General features: G+C 72.1%; 17 protein-coding genes. 5 read left to right on the top strand and 12 right to left on the bottom strand.

Annotated features, from left to right (window positions below):
- Positions 1-245: 245 nt before the first annotated feature.
- Positions 246-851 carry a GPP34 family phosphoprotein gene (locus ACIBTS_RS02800; RefSeq protein WP_399316028.1) on the top strand — a complete coding sequence of 202 codons (606 nt, stop codon included), beginning with the start codon at positions 246-248 and terminating at the stop codon, positions 849-851.
- Between the two features lie 16 nt (positions 852-867).
- On the opposite strand, the gene ACIBTS_RS02805 is transcribed toward ACIBTS_RS02800, so the two are convergent.
- From ACIBTS_RS02805 to ACIBTS_RS02830, 6 genes are all read right to left on the bottom strand, one after another.
- Positions 868-1,440 (bottom strand): GAF domain-containing protein, encoded by a 573-nt coding sequence (locus tag ACIBTS_RS02805; protein ID WP_319672343.1) that lies wholly within the window; start codon positions 1,438-1,440, stop codon positions 868-870.
- A 61-nt stretch (positions 1,441-1,501) separates the two neighbouring features.
- Entirely contained in the window at positions 1,502-2,203 is a 702-nt protein-coding gene (locus ACIBTS_RS02810; protein WP_399316031.1) for a GTP-binding protein, read from the bottom strand.
- The gene (locus ACIBTS_RS02815) at positions 2,181-2,552 is read right to left on the bottom strand and encodes a DUF742 domain-containing protein (protein WP_319332189.1); all 372 of its coding nucleotides are present in this window, start codon (positions 2,550-2,552) and stop codon (positions 2,181-2,183) included. Before ACIBTS_RS02815 ends, ACIBTS_RS02810 begins: the two co-directional genes overlap by 23 nt.
- A gap of 2 nt (positions 2,553-2,554) precedes the next feature.
- Positions 2,555-2,989, bottom strand: coding sequence for a roadblock/LC7 domain-containing protein (locus ACIBTS_RS02820; protein WP_079658232.1), 435 nt, complete (start codon positions 2,987-2,989; stop codon positions 2,555-2,557).
- 83 nt (positions 2,990-3,072) lie between these two features.
- Positions 3,073-5,766 (bottom strand): ATP-binding protein, encoded by a 2,694-nt coding sequence (locus ACIBTS_RS02825; protein ID WP_399316034.1) that lies wholly within the window; start codon positions 5,764-5,766, stop codon positions 3,073-3,075.
- A gap of 659 nt (positions 5,767-6,425) precedes the next feature.
- On the bottom strand, positions 6,426-8,399 hold the full coding sequence (locus tag ACIBTS_RS02830; RefSeq protein ID WP_319676293.1) for a BTAD domain-containing putative transcriptional regulator: 1,974 nt from the start codon (positions 8,397-8,399) through the stop codon (positions 6,426-6,428).
- Positions 8,400-9,541: 1,142 nt separating this feature from the next.
- On the opposite strand from ACIBTS_RS02830, the gene ACIBTS_RS02835 reads away from it, so the two are divergent.
- Positions 9,542-10,210, top strand: a complete 669-nt coding sequence (locus tag ACIBTS_RS02835) for a TetR/AcrR family transcriptional regulator (RefSeq protein ID WP_399316037.1) — start codon at positions 9,542-9,544, stop codon at positions 10,208-10,210.
- Between the two features lie 285 nt (positions 10,211-10,495).
- The gene (locus ACIBTS_RS02840) at positions 10,496-11,455 is read left to right on the top strand and encodes an alpha/beta hydrolase (protein WP_399316039.1); all 960 of its coding nucleotides are present in this window, start codon (positions 10,496-10,498) and stop codon (positions 11,453-11,455) included.
- Between the two features lie 109 nt (positions 11,456-11,564).
- On the opposite strand, the gene ACIBTS_RS02845 is transcribed toward ACIBTS_RS02840, so the two are convergent.
- Complete coding sequence (locus ACIBTS_RS02845; RefSeq protein ID WP_399316041.1) at positions 11,565-12,794, bottom strand: MBL fold metallo-hydrolase; 1,230 nt, start codon at positions 12,792-12,794, stop codon at positions 11,565-11,567.
- A gap of 185 nt (positions 12,795-12,979) precedes the next feature.
- Here ACIBTS_RS02845 and ACIBTS_RS02850 point away from each other — a divergent pair, with 185 nt between their 5' ends.
- Together ACIBTS_RS02850 and ACIBTS_RS02855 are read left to right on the top strand one after the other, a co-directional pair.
- Positions 12,980-14,203 carry a Glu/Leu/Phe/Val dehydrogenase dimerization domain-containing protein gene (locus ACIBTS_RS02850; RefSeq protein ID WP_399316044.1) on the top strand — a complete coding sequence of 408 codons (1,224 nt, stop codon included), beginning with the start codon at positions 12,980-12,982 and terminating at the stop codon, positions 14,201-14,203.
- Positions 14,204-14,212: 9 nt separating this feature from the next.
- Positions 14,213-14,833, top strand: a complete 621-nt coding sequence (locus ACIBTS_RS02855) for a TetR family transcriptional regulator C-terminal domain-containing protein (RefSeq protein WP_319676298.1) — start codon at positions 14,213-14,215, stop codon at positions 14,831-14,833.
- 513 nt (positions 14,834-15,346) lie between these two features.
- On the opposite strand, the gene ACIBTS_RS02860 is transcribed toward ACIBTS_RS02855, so the two are convergent.
- The 5 genes from ACIBTS_RS02860 to ACIBTS_RS02880 all read right to left on the bottom strand — a co-directional run bounded on the left by ACIBTS_RS02860 (position 15,347) and on the right by ACIBTS_RS02880 (position 20,331).
- Positions 15,347-16,096: an SIMPL domain-containing protein gene (locus ACIBTS_RS02860; RefSeq protein WP_399316047.1), complete on the bottom strand. Its 750-nt coding sequence runs from the start codon at positions 16,094-16,096 to the stop codon at positions 15,347-15,349.
- A 156-nt stretch (positions 16,097-16,252) separates the two neighbouring features.
- The gene (locus ACIBTS_RS02865) at positions 16,253-17,038 is read right to left on the bottom strand and encodes an SGNH/GDSL hydrolase family protein (protein WP_399316049.1); all 786 of its coding nucleotides are present in this window, start codon (positions 17,036-17,038) and stop codon (positions 16,253-16,255) included.
- 126 nt (positions 17,039-17,164) lie between these two features.
- Entirely contained in the window at positions 17,165-17,872 is a 708-nt protein-coding gene (locus tag ACIBTS_RS02870) for a DUF6250 domain-containing protein (protein WP_399316051.1), read from the bottom strand.
- 194 nt (positions 17,873-18,066) lie between these two features.
- Positions 18,067-19,143, bottom strand: coding sequence for a GDSL-type esterase/lipase family protein (locus ACIBTS_RS02875; RefSeq protein WP_399316053.1), 1,077 nt, complete (start codon positions 19,141-19,143; stop codon positions 18,067-18,069).
- A gap of 282 nt (positions 19,144-19,425) precedes the next feature.
- Positions 19,426-20,331: a peptidoglycan DD-metalloendopeptidase family protein gene (locus tag ACIBTS_RS02880; RefSeq protein ID WP_399316055.1), complete on the bottom strand. Its 906-nt coding sequence runs from the start codon at positions 20,329-20,331 to the stop codon at positions 19,426-19,428.

Here is a 20,331-nt window from a genome sequence, read left to right on the forward strand (position 1 = left end):
GCCGAAGGGCCCCGCAGCCGGGAAGACGTGTGGATTCGCCCAGCAATCTGCCGCACTCAGCCCTCCCGGGTCCATCGAGCTTTTCTTAAGCGCCGCCACAGCTCTGCTTCACACGGGTGGCCCCGCTGCCCTTGGCCCGCTGACCTTGACCCGGTTCCCTTGCGTCTCTTCCCGCACGGCACGCCGGGGCGTGTCACCCTGGACCACGACCCTCACCAGGCCGGCCGACCGACGGGGAGCATCTGATGACCACAGCACGGGACCTGATGATCGTCGCGATGGACGTGACGCCGGTGCGTCCCGTCGGGCAGGGCGATCTGTCGCTCGCCCTCGCGGGCGCCGAGGCGATCGACCTGATCACGGCCGAAGGGCTCGCCCTCGACGGCGACCTCCTCGTGCCCCGCCTGCCGCCGGCAACGGACGATCCCCTCCTGGACGAGGCCGCGTCCGCGCTCGTGCGGGCGACGCCGTACGAGACGGTCGAGGACTGGCTGTGGCGCCGCGGCCGCGGCCTCGCCTCGGCCTACGGCAACCGGCTGGAGGCGGACGGGCTGATCGGCCGGCCACGACGCCACTGGCTCTCCGTCCGGTCCGCGGGGGCGGAGCCGGTGGAGTCACCGGCCCGTCGCGAGGCCACCGAGCGCTGGGAGGCGGGGGAACCGGTCCTCGCCGCGCTGGCCGCCGCCGTCGGTCTGCGCGAGGAACCGGCCGACGGCTTCCCGGACCTCCCCGGCGAGGCGATCGTGACGGTGGTGGCGGCGGTCGGCGACGCGGTGGCGGAACTCGAGGCCGTACGGCAACGGCGCACCATCGAGGACGCGGCCTTCGACAACATCTGGCGGGCCCCCTGACGGGCGTACGCCTCCCTCACGGCGTGTGGGGGCCGTCGGCCTCCCGCCGTTGGAGCTGTCCGGCGAGGTCGGCGGCCGTCGCCTTGATGGTCTCCAGGCCGGCCTTCCCCCACGGCCGGGGCGCGAGGTCGGCGACGCAGACCGTGCCCAGCACCATGCCGGTCGAGTCGATGAGCGGGGCGCCGAGATAGGAGCGGATGCCGTACTCGTCGACCATCGGGTTGCCCGCGAAACGCGGGTAGTCGCCCACGTCCTCCAGGACCAGCGCCTTGCGCCGGACGACGACGTGCGGGCAGTAGCCGTAGTCGCGAGGCAGTCGGCGGCCCACCTCGGGCTTGCCGCCGCGGGCCGCCCGGCCGCCGGCCGGGGTGTGCAGCCCGGCGAAGAACTGCCGTTCCTCGTCAGGGAAGTTGACCATGGCGTACGGCGCTCCGGTCACCTCGGCGAGGCGGTCCGCGAACGCGTCCAGGGCGGGCTCCGGCCGTCCCCCGAGGCCGAGTCGGCGCAGCCTCCGGGCGCGGGCGGGGGCTTCCTTGTCCTCCGGGGTGAGCAGCAGACGACCGGCCGGGCGCGGCGGGTCGTAGCTCATGGCCGGGCTCCGTCGCTGGGGACGTAGGTCATATGCGGCTCCGGGGCGTTGGGTGCGGGCGTCACATGTGGGCGCCGCGGCTCGGCTGGGGTGCGGCCGGTGCGTGGGCGATGAGGTGTTTGACGAGGGTGAGCAGGGTCTGGACGCCGGAGGCGGAGATACGGGCGTCGCAGCGCACGACGGGGATGCCGGGGTCCAGGTCGATGGCGGCGCGCACCTCCTCGGGGGCGTAGCGGTGGGAGCCGTCGAACTCATTGATGGCGACGATGAAGGCGAGCCCGCGTTCCTCGAAGAAGTCGACGGCCGCGAAGCACTCCTCCAGGCGGCGGGTGTCGGCGAGGATGACCGCGCCGAGGGCGCCCTCGCACAGCTCGTCCCACATGAACCAGAACCGCTCCTGGCCGGGTGTGCCGAACAGGTAGAGGACGTGCTGCGGATCGAGGGTGATACGGCCGAAGTCCATGGCGACGGTCGTCTCGACCTTGTTCTCGATGCCGTCGAGGTTGTCGGTCGCGGCACCGACCGTGGTGAGCAGCTCCTCCGTGCTGAGCGGCGCGATCTCGCTGACGGCGCCGACGAAGGTCGTCTTGCCGACCCCGAACCCGCCCGCGATCAGGATCTTCAGGGCGGTGGGAAAGGGGTCGGGGCCGCTTTCGTGCGCTCCGTGGTCGTCGTGGTCGTGGTCCGCGCCGTATGCGCCGTGCTTGCGGTGCTCGCCGTAGGTGCGGTGCTCGTCGCGCTCAGAGCTGTCGTCGTAGTCCATCGAGCACTGCCTCCAGAAGGGCCCGGTCGGTGGGGATGTGGTGGTACTCGGGGGGCTTGGTGGTCAGCGCCCCGCAGTCGAGGAGGTCCGACAGCAGCACCTTGGTGACCGCCGCCGGCAGCTTCAGATGGGCCGCGATCTCGGCCACCGACACGGGGGCCCGGGTCAGCTGGAGCGCGGTCGCGTGTTCCGGGCCGAGATAGCCGAGGGGGGTCGCCCCGGTGGCCATCACCTGCGACATGAGATCGAGGGCGACGCTGGGCCTGGTCCGGCCGTTGCTGACCGTGAACGGGCGCACCAGCCGTCCGGCCGCGTCGTCGAGCCAGGGCCCGTCGCCGGCCGCAGCCACGCTCAAGGCCCCATCACCGACGGTTCGACGGCGTGCTGCCGGGGTGCGGTCGTCAGATACGGGCGGACGCTCTTGACGAGCATCGCCATCTCGTAGCCGAGTACGGCCGCGTCGGCCTCCCGGCCGGCGAGCACGGCGAGGCACGTGCCCGAGCCGGCGGTGGTGACGAACAGCAGGGTGGCGTCGAGTTCGACGACGACCTGCCGTACGTCTCCGCCGTCGCCGAAGCGGACGCCGGCGCTGCGGCCGAGGGAGTACAGGCCGGAGGCCAGGGCGGCCATGTGATCGGCGCTGTCGGGGTCGAGGCCGTGCACCGACTTCACGAGCCCGTCGCAGGAGAGCAGCACCGCGCTCATGGTGTGCGGTACGCGCTGCACGAGGCCGCTCATCAGCCAGTCGAGATCGGATACATGGCCGGTCGGCGCATCGCTCGCCATGGCGGATCGACTCCTTGGGGTACGAAGGTCTGCGGAAGCGCGGGGGGTGGGGGTGGCTGTGGGGGTGGCTGTGCTGAGAGTGCTCATCCGGCTGGTGTGCTCCCGTCGTGCCGGGCGGTGGATTGTTCGGTACCGGGCAGGTCGAGCCCGTCATGCGCGCCGTACGCCTCGGCTATGCGGGGCGGGGCGTGGTCCGAGGCCGGGTGCGGGGTGGGGGGCAAGGCGTCCGACGGGTGCGACCGCGGGTACGGCGGCTGTCCCGGGACGTCCGCCTCCAGGGCCTGCTGGGCCTCGGCCAGGCCGATGCCCCGCTGGAAGGCCGCCATCAGACCGGGGTCGTGGCCGACGGGCTGCTCGGCTTCCTGGCGTGGGGCCGGGCCGCCGCGCAGTTGGGGCACGATGTGCTCCTGGGCGCGACGGCGGGGCAGTTGGGGCTTACCCATGGTGCCGCGCACGGCGCCGACGCGTGGGGTGGGCGCGATGCCCGCGTGCTCCTCGACGACGGGCCGGTCGGCCTGCCGGATGCCGGGCACGGCCTCGGCCGGGTTGGCCCGCGTCTGGCGTGCGCCGCGGACGGGCAGGGGCGCCGGTCGGCGTCCGCTCCCGTGCGGCGCGTCCGGCCGGCCCGGGCCCGACTCGGTGGGCGCCTCGGCAGGCCCCCCGGCGGTAACGGACCGCCCCTGCGGGACCACGGCCGCACGACCGGTGCCCGAGGCGCCCTCCGGCGACGCGTACGTCATCTGCGCCCGCCCCGACCCCGACGTCCGCCCCCCACCCGAGTCACCGGTTACCGAGGAACCCTCCCCCCACGCCGACCCGGCCAACGACCCGCCGCCAACCCCGCCCCCCCGAGCCGAGCCCGACGCCTCACTCCAATCGACGGCACCCTGCACCCGAGCCGAGCCCGAGGACCCACTCCAATCGGCAGCGCCCCGTCCCTGAGCCGAGCCCTGCCTCTCACCCCTGTCGACAGCACCCTGCACCTGAGCCGAGGCCCGGTCCTCTGCCTTGTCAACAGCACCCTGTGCCTGATCAGAGCCTGAGGGCCGCGCCGCGTCGAGGGCGCCCGGCACCTCAGCCAAGCCCGAGGACCGGCCCGCTTCGCGAGCACCCCGGCCTCGGGCCGAGTCCTGCGGTCGGCTCTCGTCGCGCGCATCTCGCCCCTGAGCCGAAGCCTGCGGTCGGCTCACGTCGCCGGCACCGGCGCCCGAGGACCAACCTGCATCCGCCAACCGGCCCACGTCCCCAGGGCCCTGGGGCTGCCCCGAACCCGCCATCCGGCCCGCGTCAGCAGTACCCGGCACCGCGGGCGAGCCCGAGGGTCGGCTCGCATCGCCATGGCCGTGGGGCCGAGCCGGACCGGGAGGCCGGCTCGCATCGCCGGCGACCGGAACCCGAGCCAGGCCGCGCGCCGCGCCCATGTCGCCGGGGACCTGGCCCCGAGTTGAGTCCTGCGGGCGGGGGTGGGGAGCGGGTGGCAGCGGGGGCCGGGGGGCTGCGGGCGGCGCGAGGGGGAGGCCCGCGCCGTCGGTGTCCGCGGCCTCGGCTGTGGTCCCGGGGGCGACGGAGGCCGGACCCAGTAGGGCCTGGGGGACGACGAGGACGGCCTGGACGCCGCCGTAGATGTTGTTCTGCAGGCGGACCCGGATGCCGTGCCGTCGGGCGAGTTGGGAGACGACGAAGAGGCCGATGCGGCCGTCGGCCAGCAGACGGCCGACGTTGACCTGGTCGGGGTCGGCGAGCAGGGCGTTCATCCGGGCCTGTTCCTCGACGGGCATGCCGAGGCCGCGGTCCTCGACCTCGACGGCGAGCCCCGAGGTGACGAGGTTGGCACGCAGCAGCACCTGGGTGTGCGGGGCGGAGAACACCGTGGCGTTCTCGACGAGCTCGGCCAGGAGGTGGATGACGTCGGCGACGGCGTGGCCGCGCAGTTCGCCGTCGATGGGCGGAACGAGTTTGACCCGCGAGTACTGCTCGACCTCGGCGATGGCGGAGCGCAGCACCTCGGTCATGGAGACGGGGTTGCTCCACTGCCGCCGGGAGACGGCCCCGCCGAGGACGGCGAGGTTCTCGGCGTGTCGGCGGATGCGGGTGGCGAGATGGTCGACGTGGAAGAGGCCCTTGAGCAGGTCGGGGTCCTCGATCTCGTTCTCCAGCTCGTCGAGGATCGAGATCTCGCGGTGCACCAGGGACTGAAGGCGCCGCGCGAGGTTGACGAAGACCTCCAGTTTCTGTTCGCTCCCGGCCTGGCTGGACAGCTGGGAGGCCTGCACGACGGCGGTGACGGCGCCGTCGTGGGCGCGGGAAAGGTCGGCGGCGAGCAGTTCGAAGTCGTCGGCGTCGGGGCCGGGCGGGCCGCCGCGTGAGGTGAGCTGTGGCGGGACCTCGCCGCGGCGCAGCGCCTCCATGACGGCGCGCAGCTCGGCCTCGCCGCGCGCGGTGCCCCGGCGCAGGGCCACGATGCGGTCGCTGACGGAGCGGGCGGCGCGGTCGGCGGCCACGGCGGCGATCACGATGCCGACGCCGGTCACCGCGACCGCGCCGGCCAGCACCGCCCACAGCGTCGCGCCGGGCCTGACGCCGGTGGAGCGCACCGTGAACAGGACGACCGCGCAGGCGCTGAGGGCGACCGCGGTCGGGGGGAGCACGGCGAGCCGCAGCAACTGGGGCCGTATGTGTGTCTCGGCCGGCGCTGGTGCGGTGCGGGCGACCGGCCGCCCGTGCCGCCCGCCCTCGCGGCGGTCTGCGCGGGCGGCGGGTGCGCGGAGGTGAGACATCGGTGTCCTCGTGCTGGTCCGTCGAGCCTGGCTGTCGGTCGGGAGAGCCAAGAATTCGGCCCGGTGTCGCCCGACGGCCACTCACAGTAGTCGGCAACGCATCATGTGCGGTGGGCAGTTGACAAAGTCTCACGGGGAGCGTCCCGCTCTGGTATGAGGCTTCGTACGGGAGACCGATAAATCCACGAGATCCGGGACGCGATCGGGAAAGAAGTCGATCAGAGCTGGTCAGAGGCGATCTCAACGGAGCGGCACGGGCCGGGGAGTTCCCTTCCGTCGATCCGCGCCGCCGAACCTTCTGTCGCCCCGAGCGTCCCGCCCTCACAGCCCCGGCAGGTCCTTCACCTCGGGCCGAACCCCACGGAATGTCACGCACCGTATCGGTCATGGCCTTGGCTTCCGGACCGTTCTCGTACCGGCCGCCCGCCCTTGCCGCTGCGGCTACGTCCGCCCGGCGGCCGTGCCCCAGCACGTCCCCGCCGGGCTGGCACCCGGCTGCTCGCCGACGCCCGTCGTCGAGGGACTGCCGGTACAGGCCACGGCGGCGACGCCATCGTCCCGAGGTCGCTGATCACTGGTCGCCGGGCGTCGGGCGTCGGCGTCGGCGTCGGCGTCGGCGTCGGGAGACACGAAGACCTGATCGGGCCCGGGCGGTGTGCTCAGAACGAGACGGCGCGGGCGCCCTGCCAGTCGCCGGTCCGGGCCGAGGACCGTGGCTGCGCAACGGGTGGGCCCAGTTGGACGAGCCGGGTCAGGGCCTCCTGGCGGCGGGCCAGCGGCTCGCGCTCCGCGCACTCGGCGGCGTAGACGGCGATGAGGCTGTGGAAGCGGTACTGGTGGCCGGCTTCCTCCTTCAGCAGGTGGTTGGCGGTAAGCAGCGAAAGCAGTCGACGGGCGGTGTCGCGGTCCGTCTCGGCGAGCGTCGCGGCGATCTGCACCGTGAACGGACCGCCGTACAGGCCCAGATGACGGAACATCCGCGCCGCGTCCGCGGGTAACGCCTGGTACGACGCCTCGAAGACGCTGCGCATGCTGGCCGCCGCGTCGTCCTTCACGGCGAGTCGGTCGAGCCGGCCGTGTTCGGCCGCGTACTGCTCGACGAGCGCGGTCAGCGGCACGCCGGGGTTGGCCGCCAGCCCGTCGGCGACGATGCGCAGCGCGAGCGGCAGTCCCCCGCACAGCGCCACCAGGCGTGCGGTGGCCGCTTCCTGTCCCTCGAGCCGTCCCCCGCTGAGACCGGCGAGGAGACGCGCCGACTCCTCGTCGGCCAGCGGGGCGATGGTGAACAGGTGAGCACCGTCCCGGGCCGCGAGCCCGCCGAAGCGCTGCCGACTGGTCGCCAGGACGCAGGACGAGCCCCGGGGGATGAGGGGCCGCAGCTGGTCGGCACTGAGCGCGTCGTCGAGCACGACCAGCATCCGCTGGCCGTGCAGCAGGCTCCGGTAGAGAGTGGCGCGGGCGGCCAGTCCCGGAGGGATCCGCGAGGCGTCGACTCCCAGACTGCCCAGGAGCTGGCCCAGCGCGTCCGCCGCGCTCACCGGCCGGCCCTGCAGTCCGGTGCCGTGCAGGTCGACGTACAACTGACCGTCGGGGAAACGGTCGATGAGTCGATGCGTCAGCTCCAGCACGAACGCCGACTTGCCCACGCCGGCCGGGCCGTCGACCACCGCCACCGGAGTCGTCGCGCCGTGCCGTGAGCTCTCGTCATCCAACACCGCTGCCAGCTGCGCCAGTTCTCTGGTGCGGCCGACGAACCCGCGGGCAAGGGGCGGGAGTTGCACCGGTTTGGGGGTGCCGCGGAAGGCGGCTTCGCGACCGGCGGGCAGCACGGGTTGGGCGTCTGGGCCGGGGGAACGCAGCTCCGGATGCCCGGACAGGATCTGCTGGTGGAGGTTGCGCAGGTCGGCGCCGGGCTCGATGCCCAACTCGCTGCTCAGCAGCCGGCGGGTCTCCTCGTACACCCGCAGGGCGTGGGCCTGTCGTCCGCTGCGGTACAGCGCCAGGATCAGCAGCCAGCGCAGCTTTTCCCGCAGTGGCTCCTCGGACACCGCGCCCGTCAGGTCGGTGACCATCTCGGCGTGCCGTCCGGCCGCCAGCATGTCGGCTGCCCATTCCTCCACGGCCGTCAGCCGCAGGTCCCGCAGCCGGGTGCGCTCCATCGAGGCGAAGGGACCGGGGACTCCGGAGTACGCCTCGCCGTGCCAGAGCGACAGGGCCTGTTCGTACAGGCGCAGGGTCGCATCGGCGTTGCCCTCGCCCCGTGACCTACGCGCGTCACTATGACTGCGGACGAAGAGAGTGGCGTCCACGTCCGAGGGGTCCAACCGCAGGCAGTAGCCGCCGGATTCGGAGGTGAGCACCGCCCCGGCCGCTCTTCTGCCGCGCCCGGGCTCCAGCGCCCGGCGCAGGCCGCCCACATAGGTGTGGACGCCGTTGGCGGCCGTCTGCGGCACGTCGCCGCCCCACAGGGCGTCCACGATGTTCTCGACGCCCACGACGTCGTTGGCGCGGCTCGCGAGCAGGCCCAGGACGGCCCGCTGCTTGGGCGGGCCCAGCGCCACCTCCACCCCGTGCCGCCAGGCACGCACCGGCCCCAAGAGCTGTATGCGCAGCTGTGCTGCCGTGGTGGCCATGGATCATTCGCCTCCTGAAGTGGTGTTCCGTCCGTGGTCCGTGTCGGCTCCCGCGCCGTCAGCGCGGAGGGACGGACAGGGCGGCCATTCCGCCGGATATGGACCGGCCACCGGGTTCGTTGTATGCCGTATGCGCGATAAAAATGTCGGAGGTAATGATTCCGGTTGTGGTAGCAAGAGGCTTTCGTCGCGTCTCCGCGACGGCCGCGCAGTAACGGCTTTCCATGTCTCTCCTTTGAGCACAGGCAGTCGCGCCGAGGACCTTCACCCGTGGGACGCATCCAGAACAAGGCGTCCCTTATGAGCGGACCTTATTTCATGATCCGCGAACACAGGAAAGAGGACGCGCCGTCGCGTCGCGAGGATGCGACAGCGGCACAGGTCAGGACCAAGTGAATGAGCAGGTAAATCGAGAAGAGGACGCGTAGAAAGATTCAGGCCAGAGTGTCACGAAACCGCCACCACCTGCGGGAACCCACGCTGTGGCCCCTCGGTACCGTGGACCGTCGCGGCCGGAATCGAAGCCTCACGAATGCGCATGAATGCGACACCTGCTATTCGACGGAGGCGGCCGGCTCATTCGTCGGGGTCGACGTCGGATCAACCGGAGAGTTTGGCCGGATCAACACCGTTCACGGGGACGACGGCGGCCGGGCGTACTCTCACATGCCGCCGCTTTGACCGGATGTTCGCGCATCGCCGTCAGCGCATCGAAGTTGCCGAGTAAACCATCCGTCAGAGATTGGCTGACCACGTTTCCCCCGCATATTTCACTCTTAGGTGTACGCGTAAGGTCACAGTAGCGGGGGCGTGGTTGATTGTCACCCCCGACCCGTTTCGGCGCCCCTGTGCCTCCGGCATGTGCCGTGCGACGCCATGGCTCGTGAAAGGCCGCTCTCGGGGCCACCATCCGTCGGGCTCGGCTCCGCCGCCGATGGGTCTCGGCTCCGCCACCCGTCGAGAGCCCGACGCCCCCCTCGACCGGTCGTGAGGACAGCAGTTACGGCATCGGCAGTACACCGGAGGGCTCTGCGAGACTACGGTCTCGCCGCGCAGTCCGGCAGACACCGCTTTCCGGCACTGGTGCGCCCTCGGTCGGGCCACGTGCCTCGGTCGGGCCAAGAACAGAGAAAGCTGGATCCATGCAGTCCCGGAACCACCAACGCAGCAGACCCGAACGGGCCCGCCTGTCGCGGGAGTCGATCCTCGTCGCCGCGCAGCAGATCGTCCGTGAGGAGGGGGCCCAGCACCTCACCATGCGCCGCCTGGCCAAGGAGATGTCCAGCACGGCCATGGCCCTCTACCACCATGTGCGGGACAAGGACGAGCTGCTGATGCTCCTGCTCGACGCGCACGCCGAGAGCTTCCCGCGGCCCGAGCTGCCCCAGGATCCGCGGCTGCGTCTCCTCGAGAGCGCCCAGGTGCTCCATGACATCCTCGCGGACTGCCCCTGGATCGTCGAAGTGCTCGCCTCGGACACCTTCGTGAGCGTCTCCGCGCTGTGGATCGTGGAGAGCATGATCGACGCCGCGGTCGGCTGCGGACTGACGCAGGAAGAGGCCGTGTACGCCTACCACGTCATCTGGTATTACACGATCGGTGAGTTGATCGTGCGCTTCAACCGCGAGCGCGCGCAGAGCGAGGCCAGAAATGCGCCCCGGCGCGAGTGGGCCATGGCCGCGCCGGAGGCGGGGGCGTTCCCGCAGCTCGCCCGACTGGACGGCCGATGGGCGGAGTTGACCACACTGGACCAGCATCGCCGGGGGCTGGAAGCCGTCGTCGACGGACTCCTCGCCCGCAGCGCCGACTGACCTCGGTACACCTCAAGAAGCCGGCCGCCGCATTGGCCGTCCGAAGCTTCCGAGGACCGTGCAGTATCAACGTCAAGTCGTGAGAAATTCACATACGAATGCCCGGGACGGGCGCGCACGGCGTGGGCTATATTCCGATGAAATGTTCATGGAAGTGGTAGGTGAATTCGGTACGGAAGCGGTGCTGGGACGCGCTGCCGAGCGTCGTCCGGTCGGCGCTGGGGAAGACCGGCCGCGCGGGGCGCACCGCCGAATCCTCCGCAGGTGTAACCCGAGGAGAGTCTCGTGCCGTTGGACCGTTTCATCCGTGCCCTGATCAAATGGCAGGCCGCCGATCGGCCCGCACCGGCGCGCACGCTCACCGTGGAGGCGGTACGCCGCCGCTATGCCGACGGCGCCGCCCGCTCGCGGGGCGGCACAGCGCCGCAGCCGGTCGCCGCGGTGACGGATCAGCTGATCGACGGCCACGGCGGCAGGTTCGGAGTCCGGACGTACCTGCCGGTGGCCGACCGGGGCCGCCTCGTGACGTATCTGCACGGCGGGGGCTGGATGACCGGCGATGTCGACACCCACGATGCGGTGTGCCGTCGCATCACCGCCGCTCTCGGAGCGGTCGTCGTCTCCGTCGACTATCGCCGCGCGCCCGAACACCCGTATCCCGGCCCGCTCCAGGACGGGATCGCCGCATCCGAATGGGCGGCCGCCGCCCATCCCGGGCGTGACCACGTCGTCGGCGGCGACAGCGCAGGAGGAGCGCTGGCGCTGGCCATCGCGATGCACCACCGCGACCACGACGGAATCAGGTTCGCCGCGCAGTTGATGGTGTATCCACCGGCCGATCCGGACATGAAGTCGGATTCAATGCGCGCCTACGGAACGGGATACCTGGCGGAAGCCGATGATCTGCGCTGGTACTACGAGCAGTACGTGCCGGATCCAAGGCACCTCGCCGACCCGGCGATCGATCTGCTCAACGCCGACCATCGCGGGCTGGCGCCGACGGTGATCGGCACCGCCGAATTCGACGCGCTGCATGACGAGGGCGTCGAACTGGCGGCCCGTTTGACCGCCGCCGGCGTTTCTGTGCATCACGTTCCGGCGCCGGGTCTGGTGCACGGATATCTCCTCATGGCCGACGTCGTGCCGGCGGCCGCGGAGGCGACGTCCGAAGTGCTCGCGGCAGTGGAGCGGACGCTGACCTCGGCGCCGATGGCGCACGAGGACCTGTCCGGGTCCTCTCGCTGAGGCACCGCCTACGTCATGGGCGGCGGCACGGCCCACGGCACGGCTCCGTGCCCACGGGGGGCCGGGGGCAGGGGCCCCGTCGTTCGATTCGTTCCCGCGCCGATCCGCGTCAGCTCTCGCCCACCAGATCGAGGTCTTCGCGGGTCGTCTTCGGCGCGAGCACCGGGACGGGCCAGCGACGGTTGAGGGGCTCCGAGACATCCCGCCACCAGGGATGCGTGGGAACGTCGCCCGCGGGCTCGAACGGCAGGCCGGGGACGGGCAGGGCGACCGTCTGGCCGACGGCCTTCGCGGCGGCCAGCGTCCACTCGCCGGGCTCCGCCCACGGGTGGAGCGACAGGTTGAACGAACCCCAGTGGATCGGGAGCAGGACCCCGCCCGCCTCGCCTCCTTGCAGGTCGAGGTGGGTCTGGACGCCCTGAGCGGGATTCATGTGAATGTCCGGCCAGCCGCCCGGCAGCGGCTCGGTGTCCGGGTTGTCATCGGGCCAGAAGTCCGAGTACGCGCCGATCTGGATCATCGTCGCGTCGAACGGGCCGTGATCGGCGCCGATGTCCTTGAAGCCCTCGAAGTAGCCGGTGTCGCCGCTGTGGTAGATCCGGTGCTCCTCACCGGCGACGACCCAGGAGGCCCACAGGGTGTGCTGGGTGTTGCGCAGGCCGCGGCCGCAGAAGTGGCGGGCCGGGGTGGCGGTCAGGGTGAGGCCGCCGACCTTCGTCGCCTCGTGCCAGTCCAGCTCGCGCAGCCGGTCGGCGGAGACGCCCCAGTGTTCGAGGTGGGCGCCCACGCCGAGCGGCACGGCGAACAGGGTGTCCGTGTCGGCCAGCGCCTTGATCGTGGGCATGTCCAGGTGGTCGTAGTGGTCGTGCGAGATGACGATGACATCCACCGGGCCCAGCGCGGCCAGCGGGAGCGGCACCGGGTGCAGCCGCTTGGGTCCCGCGAAGGGAAACGGGGAGCAGCGCATGCCCCAGACCGGGTCGAACAGGACGCGCTGCCCGTCGATCTCCGCGAGCACCCCGGCATGCCCCACCCACGTCAGGCGCAGGCCCGTGGCAGGCGGCGCGGCGAGGTCCGCGAGGGTGGTGGCGTGCACCGGGATCCTCCCCGTGGGCGCACGGCGGGAACGCTTCTCCTTGTCCAGGAAGTTCTTGGCAAAGTCGATCATCCCGCCGCCCGAGGGGCGGATCCGCGCCGGGCCGCCGGGGTTCTGGAACACCCCGTCCTTGAAGTGGGGCGACCTGCGGATGCGCGCCATGCGCTCACCGCTTGGGTCCGCGCCGAAGGCCTCGGGCTGCGGAGCACGGAGCCCGAAGCTCATGGAACGGAAACCGGGCACGGTACCTCCAGGTGGAGTCGCTGAGGCATTCCATTATGGACGCCCCCTCCGACAACACGGGTTCGTCCTGGTCCCCCTTGGCCCGCGAGCCCGCTTTGACACGGCGCGGCCGACCTTTCGATACTGACCCACTGTTCAGTACCAGTCGTTTCCCGAACACCGCTTCCGCCGGTCGAGGAGCCCGTATGACCACCCCCTTCCTGTCGCTCACCTGGACCGACCACGTCACCGGCCGCCAGGGCTTCCTGGTGGTCGACCGGCTCGTGCGCGGTGTGTGCAGCGGCGGACTGCGGATGCGGCCGGGCTGCACCCTTCAGGAGGTGGCCGGGCTCGCCCACGGCATGAGCCTCAAGGAGGCCCTGCACTACGACCCCGAGGCCCGCTACGTCCCGCTGGGCGGCGCCAAGGGAGGCATCGACTGCGACCCCCGGGATCCCGAGGCGTACGGGCTGCTGGTGCGGTACCTGCGCGCGGTGCGGCCGTACGTGGAGAGCTGCTGGACCACCGGCGAGGATCTGGGCCTGACCCAGGACCTGGTGGACCGGGCCGCGGCCGAAGCGGGTCTCGTCTCGTCCGTGCAGGCGGTCTACCCGCTCCTCGACGACGAGGCGGCCGCCCGCGCGCGGCTCGCGGCCGCCTTCGCCGTCGAGGTGGACGGCATCGGCCTGGACGAGCTGGTCGGCGGTCTGGGGGTCGCCGAGTCCGTGCTGACCGCTCTGGATCGGGCCGGGGAGGCGTACGCCGGAACGCGGGTCGCCGTGCAGGGGCTGGGCACGATGGGCGGGGCCACGGCGCGGTTCCTCACGCGCGCGGGGCTGACGGTCGTGGCCGTCGCCGACGTCAAGGGCACGATCGCCAACCCGGCCGGTCTGCACGTGGAGGCGCTGCTGGCCGCGCGGGACGCGCACGGCGCCGTGGACCGTGCCGTACTGCGCCCCGGGGACCGTGAGCTGCCGGGCGACGCCTGGCTGTCGGTGGACGCGGAGGTGCTCGTGCCGGCCGCCGTGTCGTACGCGATCGGGGTCGAGGAGCAGGAGCTCATCGGCGCGCGGTGGATCGCCGAAGCGGCCAACATGCCCGTCCTCCCCGAGGCGGAGAAGCTGCTGCACGCGCGCGGGGTGAGCGTGCTGCCCGACGTCGTCGTCAACTCAGGGACGAACGCCTGGTGGTGGTGGACGCTGTTCGGCGACATCGGCGCGGACGCCGAGGAGGCCTTCGCGTACACGCGCCGTTCGATGCGCGCCCTGGTGGAGCTGGTGCTGGCCCGCGCGGAGGCCGACGGGACGACGCCCCGAGCCGCCGCGCACACGATCGCCGCCCGGCGGCTGCCGGTGATCGCGGAACGGTTCGGCCACCACCGGCCGGCGCCGAACGCGCCCGCACCGGCGAGGTGCGCGCCTACGGATTAGGGTGACGGCGTGGCGAGGGTCCGGTTGAGTGTGGCCGAGCGGCGGGAGGAACTGCTGCGGGCCGCCATCGAACAGATCGAGGCGCGGGGCGTGGCGGCGGTCAGGATCGCCGACGTCGCCGCGGCCCTCGGGGTGAGCAACGCGCTGGTGCTCTACCACTTCTCGACGAAGGAGAAGCTGGTCGCCGACGCGTTCGCCTACGCGGCCGAGGACGATCTGGCGCGGCTGCGCAAGCTGGTGGGCCGCCGCACCACGGCGCTGCGCCGGCTGCGGTCGGCCGTGCGCTGGTACGCGCCCACGGGGCAGGCCAAGGGCTGGCGGCTGTGGATCGAGGGCTGGGCGGTGTCGCTGCGCGAGCCCGCGCTGCGGGAGGTCGCCCGGGACCTGGACAAGGAGTGGAAGGCCGCGCTCGCCGAGGTGATCGCGGAGGGCGTGGCAGCGGGCGAGTTCCGCTGCCCGGACCCGGCGGGCACGGCGCTGCGACTGACGGCCCTGCTGGACGGGCTGGCCGTACAGCTGACGTCGTACGCGGGCGCGGTGTCCCGGACCCGCGCACAGGAATGGGTCGACGAGGCCTTGACCCGGGAACTCGGCCTGCCCCCAGAAACGTTGAGCACCCAGAACCCCTGAGCCCCTCCCGGTACCGGCCCGTCGGCTCCCGCACAGCAACGCCCCCGACCCCAGCAGTCGCGCCGCGGCGACTGGCCACCTAGCTAGGACCTGTCCGGCCGATCAAGTCGCAGGGAAGCGGCGGTGCCTGTTCAGTGGCGGGGAGCGGGGGGATGTCCCCCCGCTCGAGCGCTCAGGTCCTAGCCCCCGACGCAACCGCATCCGCCCACCACACCACGCGCTCCCACCCGACAGGGCAGACCTCCGGCACAGTCCGCGAGAGGCACGGCTCAACGCCGGCCGACGGTCTGACCCACCGAGCCGACCCGCTCGGCCCAACTCGTTCACCGCGGTCACCGTCACCCGGATGTCACCCGGCGCGCCGGGCAGGGCGTCGATGCCGACGGCACGAGGCATGGCGAGCGGGACCGACCAGGCGGCACCGGTCCCGGCGGGTCGCTTCGCAGGAAGCCGAGGCCCACAGTGCCCCTCATCGGCGGCGGCCGGTGGCCTGATCCGCCGGACCGGGCCGGCTCAGTCCAGTTCGTACACCGCCGTCACCGTCGCCGTCGCACGGATCTCGCCGGGGGCTACCGGCACGGCGCTGATGCCGGGGGTGTCGGCGGAGGAGGGGACGGGGTGCGGGGAGGTGGAGGCGTCCTCGCTGAATGAGACGAGGCGGCCGAGCCGGCGGCCGCTGAGGCGGGCGTACTGCTCGGCCTTGGCGTGGGCGTCGTCGTGCGCGGCCTCGCGGGCGCGGGCCCGCAGCGGGGCGGGGTCGGAGAGGTCGAAGGCCACGGAGTTGATGCGGGCCGCGTCACCGGCGGCGTCGGTGATGGCCTGTAGGACCACGCCGGTCCTCGCCACCTGGCGCACCTTCACCGAGAAGGACTGCGCGGCCTGGTAGCCCTTCAGGCGAGCGGTGTTGCCCGTGTAGTCGTAGACGGGGTTGAGGGAGACGCTCTGCGTGCGGATGTCCCGGTCGGCGACGCCCTGGGCGCGGACGGCGGACAGCAGCGCGGCGGCCGCCTTGTCCTGTGTGTCCAGCGCCGCCTGCGAGGTCTTGGCGGAGGCCTCGACGCCGGCGCCGACGACCGCGAGGTCGGGCGCCGCGCTCGCGCTGCCCTCCCCGCTCACCGTGACGGTGGCGGGGCTGGCCGGTGCGAGCCGGACGGCCGGTGCGAGCCGGACGGCCGAGGCGGCGGTGGGCGCGGCGAGTACCGGGATGCCCAGGGCGAGCAGGGAGACGAGAGCCGCGGCGAGGGGCGTACGGGGAAGGGGCATGCGGGACCGGTCCTTGGAGGTGTCGGGCGGGGGCAGGTACGGGTGCGGTCATCCCAGCACCCGTATCTGCCGCCGCCCGCGCACCACTCCCGTGCGCTCACCTCACTGGTGGAGCCGGCCCCCGGTGGGCGCCCGCTCAGGCCCCCTCGGGCCCACTCAGGCCACGGCCGCGATCCGCATCCTGATGTCGTCCGGCGACAGCGTGCCCTTGGCGGTCACGTGGTCGCCGGAGGACTCCCCGCGCAACCGGCGCCCGATCCACGGCACCAGATACTCGCGCGCCCAGTGGACGTCGTCGCGCCGCACGTCGAGGGTGCCGCGCGGCGGGAGCGGCGGCCAGGCCTGTTCCGGGTCGGCCGGTACCTGGAGGCCGAGGGCCTGCCCCGCGCGCAGCGCCACGCGCGTGTGCCCCTCCGGGGAGAGGTGGAGCCGGTCGCCGTCCCAGGCCCTGCGGTCCTGCACGGACTTCAGGGACCACAGGTCGAGCACCGGGCAGCCGTACCGGTCGGCGACGGCACGGACATGCCCGTTGTAGGTGGCGATCTTGCCGCGCAGGTGCTTGAGCAAAGGAACGCCACGGGTGTCGAAGCCGGTGGTCACCATGACCGTGCCGGCTGCGGCGGTCAGGGACGCGATCGCGCGCTCGAAGCGCTCTGCGACCTCGTCCGGGTCGGTGCCGGGACGAAGGATGTCGTTGCCGCCCGCACAGAAGGAGACCAGGTCCGGGGCGAGCCGCACCGCCCTGGGGAGTTGGTCCTCCACGATCTGGTCGAGCAGCTTTCCGCGGACCGCGAGGTTGGTGTAGTTGAAATCGCCTTCGGGCCGCAGGTCCGCGAGAAGCACCGCGAACCGGTCGGCCCAGCCGACGAACGCCCCGTCGGGGCCGGGGTCGCCGACGCCCTCGGTGAAGCTGTCCCCCACCGCCACGTACGACCCGATCACTGATCTGTTGTCATTCTTCGAATCGTCTGCCACAGCAGTTCATGATTCACCTTCGAATGTGACTTACGCGACCGTAGGAAGGGGTTGACGGTCGGTGAGATAAGCCACTGCTAAAGAGTTGGCCAATCAGGGAATAAGGGACCACACCCGGAAGTCGTTGATGCGGAAGTGGCTCCAGGTGGTCCGGAACGCGAAGTGCCCTGCGGTGTACGGCTCCAGGTCGGTGTAGTCGAAGACGAGCCGTCCGTTGTTCCACCAGCGCACGGCCGAGCCGTCGGAGACGATGCGCACATGGTTCGGCTCGTTCGCCACGAGCAGCGGCTCGGCGTAGTCGTAGATCAGCGGGCGCACCCCGGCCTCGCCGACGTAGCGGCGCAGCCGGGTGGTGGTGTTGGTGTTGGCGCCGTAACCGGCGTAGTACGTCTTGAGGTAGTCGTACTCGGCCAGGGCGCCGCCGCGCGGGGTGGCGAAGAGGTCGTCCGGGGAACGGACGTCGACGGCGTTCCAGAAGTTGTTGAGGTCGGACACGCGGTCGTTGACCCCGCCCGCGGAGACGGGCGTGGCGACGTATTCGAGGACGTACGGTCCTTCGAGCGGCCGCCTGAACCAGATCGTGGCCCCGGCGGGTACATCGACCTCCAGGGCGCCGCGGGAGGCGGTGACGGTTCCGCCCTTCTCCAGTTCCACGGCCCACTTGCGCAGACCGTGGCGGAAGTCGTCGTGGGCGATCAGCCGGCGGTGACGGGGTGTGGCGCTCGCGGCGCCCGCGGGGGCGAGGGCGGCCAGGGCGGCGCCGGCGGCGAGGGCTCCGAATGCTCTGCGCGTGGTCGACACGGGAAGCGGCTCCTTCAGTGGGCGGGGTGGGTGAGGGACGGCCTGGGCACCCGGCGGGTCTCGGCGCCGGGGTGGTGGTCGGGGTACGTGGACTGCGGGTAGCCGCACCCGGCCCGCGCGGTACGCGGGGTTCTGGGCGAGCGTGCGCAGGCGGGCGACGGTGACGGCGGCGGCTCTTCGGCGGCGGGTGGCGTTCACTGGCGACCCTGCGCGGGGTTTCCGATGAGGGCGACGAGGCGGTCGGCCGCCTTGCGGTGACCTTGGGCACTCGGGTGGACGGCACCGTGGAAGTCGCCGTCTGCCGCCGAGAGCCAGCCGGTCGTGTCGACGAACTCCGTGCGGGAATCGGCGAGTTCGGCGACCACCGCGGCGATGTCGGCGGCGTGCGACCCGTCGAAGGGACGCAGGGCGAGGATGCGGGGGTGCGGGGCGGCCGACCGAAGACGCTCCAGGTAGGCGTGGTAGGCGGCACGGAGCTCGGTCGAGCCGTAGGCGGCGTCGTTGGTGCCCTGGTTGACGACGATCACGTCGGCGTCGCGGTCCGGGCGCGCCGGGGAGCCCGCGAAGTTCCAGCCGGACGCGTCACCGGCGGTCGGCACTCCCCCGTTGCCGGTCTGGAGCACACCCTGCCGCCCGAACCCGACCTGGGTGAGCGAGGCGTGCAGGGCGTCGGCGACGAGGGTCGGGTACGCGGCCGTCCCGTCGGCGCAGTCGGAGGTGTTGACCTCACAGAGCGCCATCACACCCTGGGTGATCGAGTCGCCGTAGAACGCCAACTCACGTGCTCTGACGGGAGGTTGACCGAGGAGACGGCCCTTGAGTCCGGTCAGGACGACTCCGGTCTCCAGCGGGGGCGTCCACCGGCCGGCCCGCGAGTGGACGTCTTTCACGGACAGCTGCACCGTGTGCGGGCCCCGCCCGGTCGCCGTGATCGCGAGATCGGCGCGGTCGACGGCGTGCAGCTTTTTCGGGCCTCCGTCGACCGACACGTACGCCTGTGCGGGCACGGTGACCGACGAGACGTCGAACAGGGCGTGGACGGCGCCGCCCGCGAACCGGAACCGCAGCCGGGAACCGGAGTTGACGGTGATCGCGGCCTCGGCGGTACAGCCCCAGTGCCCCTCGTAGACGAGTCGCCGGTCGCCGGGACGGACGAGGTCCGTGCCGCCGGACGCGGCCGAGGCGGACGGTGCGACGCCGGCCAGGAGCGCCACGGCCGCCGCAGTGCTCAGGAACCGGTTGATGACGGTGCGTCGGTCGGCGCCGGACACGGGACCTCCGAAGAACGGCAGAAAGCGCTTGCTCCCTGACGGGGATCACTGTGGCCCCACCCTGACCCGCCTGTCGAGGGGACGAAAGGGGCTGCCACCCGACCGCAACGAAACGATCACGAACACGCAAGGCCCGTCGGCGGGACCGGCATGCGGGAACACCGAAGGCCGGACCCGGGGATCGGGGTCCGGCCTTCGGCTGCGTGTCAGGCGTGTCAGGCGTGTGGCGCGCCAAGCGTGGTCAGGCGCGGTCAGGCGGGTGGCGTGCGGTCGTCGGCGGGGTCAGCCGACGGCGACACCGTGCGAGCGGAGGTAGGCGACCGGGTCCACGTCCGAGCCGTAGTCCGGCGTGGTACGGATCTCGAAGTGCAGGTGCGGGCCGGTCACGTTGCCGGTCGCACCGGACAGGCCGATCTGCTGGCCCTCGGTCACGGTCTGGCCGGCCGAGACGGAGAGCTGCGAGAGGTGAGCGTACTGGGCGTAGTAGCCGTCGGCGAGCTTGATGACGACCTGGTTGCCGTACGCGCCGCCCCAGCCCGCGGAGACGACGGTGCCCGCGCCCACGGCCTTGAGGGAGGTGCCGGTCGGGACGACGAAGTCGACGCCGGTGTGGTAGCCGCTGGACCACATGCTGCCGGCCACGTGGTAACCGGTTCCGATGGTCGCGCCGGCCACCGGCAGGGTGTAACCGCTGGAGGTGCTGGTGGTCTTCTCGGCGGCCTGGGTGGGCGACTTCGTCGAGGCGGACGAAGAGGACGAACCCGACGACGACTTGGTGCCGCCGGTCGTGGCCTTCTTGCCGATCGAGAGCTTCAGGCCGGGGTGGATCAGCGACGGGTCGCCGCCGATGGCCGCACGGTTGTCCTGGTACAGCTTCTGCCAGCCGCCGCTGACGTTCTGCTCGTCGGCGATCTTCGAGAGGTAGTCGCCGGACCGCACGGTGTAGGTCCGGGTGCCCGTGGCGGCGGCCTTCTTCTGCGCCACCGGAACGGATTGCACGGCCTTTTCCGAAACAGACTGCGCGACCGTCTGCGCGACGGACTGGGAGGCCGATTGCACGGGGGCGGCGTGGGCGCCGGTGGCGCCTATGAGCGGAAGGGCGAGCGCGGCGCCGCCGGTTCCGACGACGGCGATGGAACGGGTGAAGCGCTGGGACTTGGGACGGCGGTGCTTACCCTTCGCGGGCAT

The organism is Streptomyces sp. NPDC050121, assembly GCF_044460385.1.
GTDB lineage: Bacteria > Actinomycetota > Actinomycetes > Streptomycetales > Streptomycetaceae > Streptomyces > Streptomyces soliscabiei.

Excerpts from the sequence above, each read along its gene's own strand:
- ACIBTS_RS02800 (WP_399316028.1), top strand. The coding sequence starts at position 246 with ATGACCACAGCACGGGACCTGATGATCGTCGCGATGGACGTGACGCCG.
- ACIBTS_RS02805 (WP_319672343.1), bottom strand. The coding sequence starts at position 1,440 with ATGAGCTACGACCCGCCGCGCCCGGCCGGTCGTCTGCTGCTCACCCCG.
- ACIBTS_RS02810 (WP_399316031.1), bottom strand. The coding sequence starts at position 2,203 with ATGGACTACGACGACAGCTCTGAGCGCGACGAGCACCGCACCTACGGC.
- ACIBTS_RS02820 (WP_079658232.1), bottom strand. The coding sequence starts at position 2,989 with ATGGCGAGCGATGCGCCGACCGGCCATGTATCCGATCTCGACTGGCTG.
- ACIBTS_RS02825 (WP_399316034.1), bottom strand. The coding sequence starts at position 5,766 with ATGTCTCACCTCCGCGCACCCGCCGCCCGCGCAGACCGCCGCGAGGGC.
- ACIBTS_RS02830 (WP_319676293.1), bottom strand. The coding sequence starts at position 8,399 with ATGGCCACCACGGCAGCACAGCTGCGCATACAGCTCTTGGGGCCGGTG.
- ACIBTS_RS02835 (WP_399316037.1), top strand. The coding sequence starts at position 9,542 with ATGCAGTCCCGGAACCACCAACGCAGCAGACCCGAACGGGCCCGCCTG.
- ACIBTS_RS02850 (WP_399316044.1), top strand. The coding sequence starts at position 12,980 with ATGACCACCCCCTTCCTGTCGCTCACCTGGACCGACCACGTCACCGGC.
- ACIBTS_RS02860 (WP_399316047.1), bottom strand. The coding sequence starts at position 16,096 with ATGCCCCTTCCCCGTACGCCCCTCGCCGCGGCTCTCGTCTCCCTGCTC.
- ACIBTS_RS02880 (WP_399316055.1), bottom strand. The coding sequence starts at position 20,331 with ATGCCCGCGAAGGGTAAGCACCGCCGTCCCAAGTCCCAGCGCTTCACC.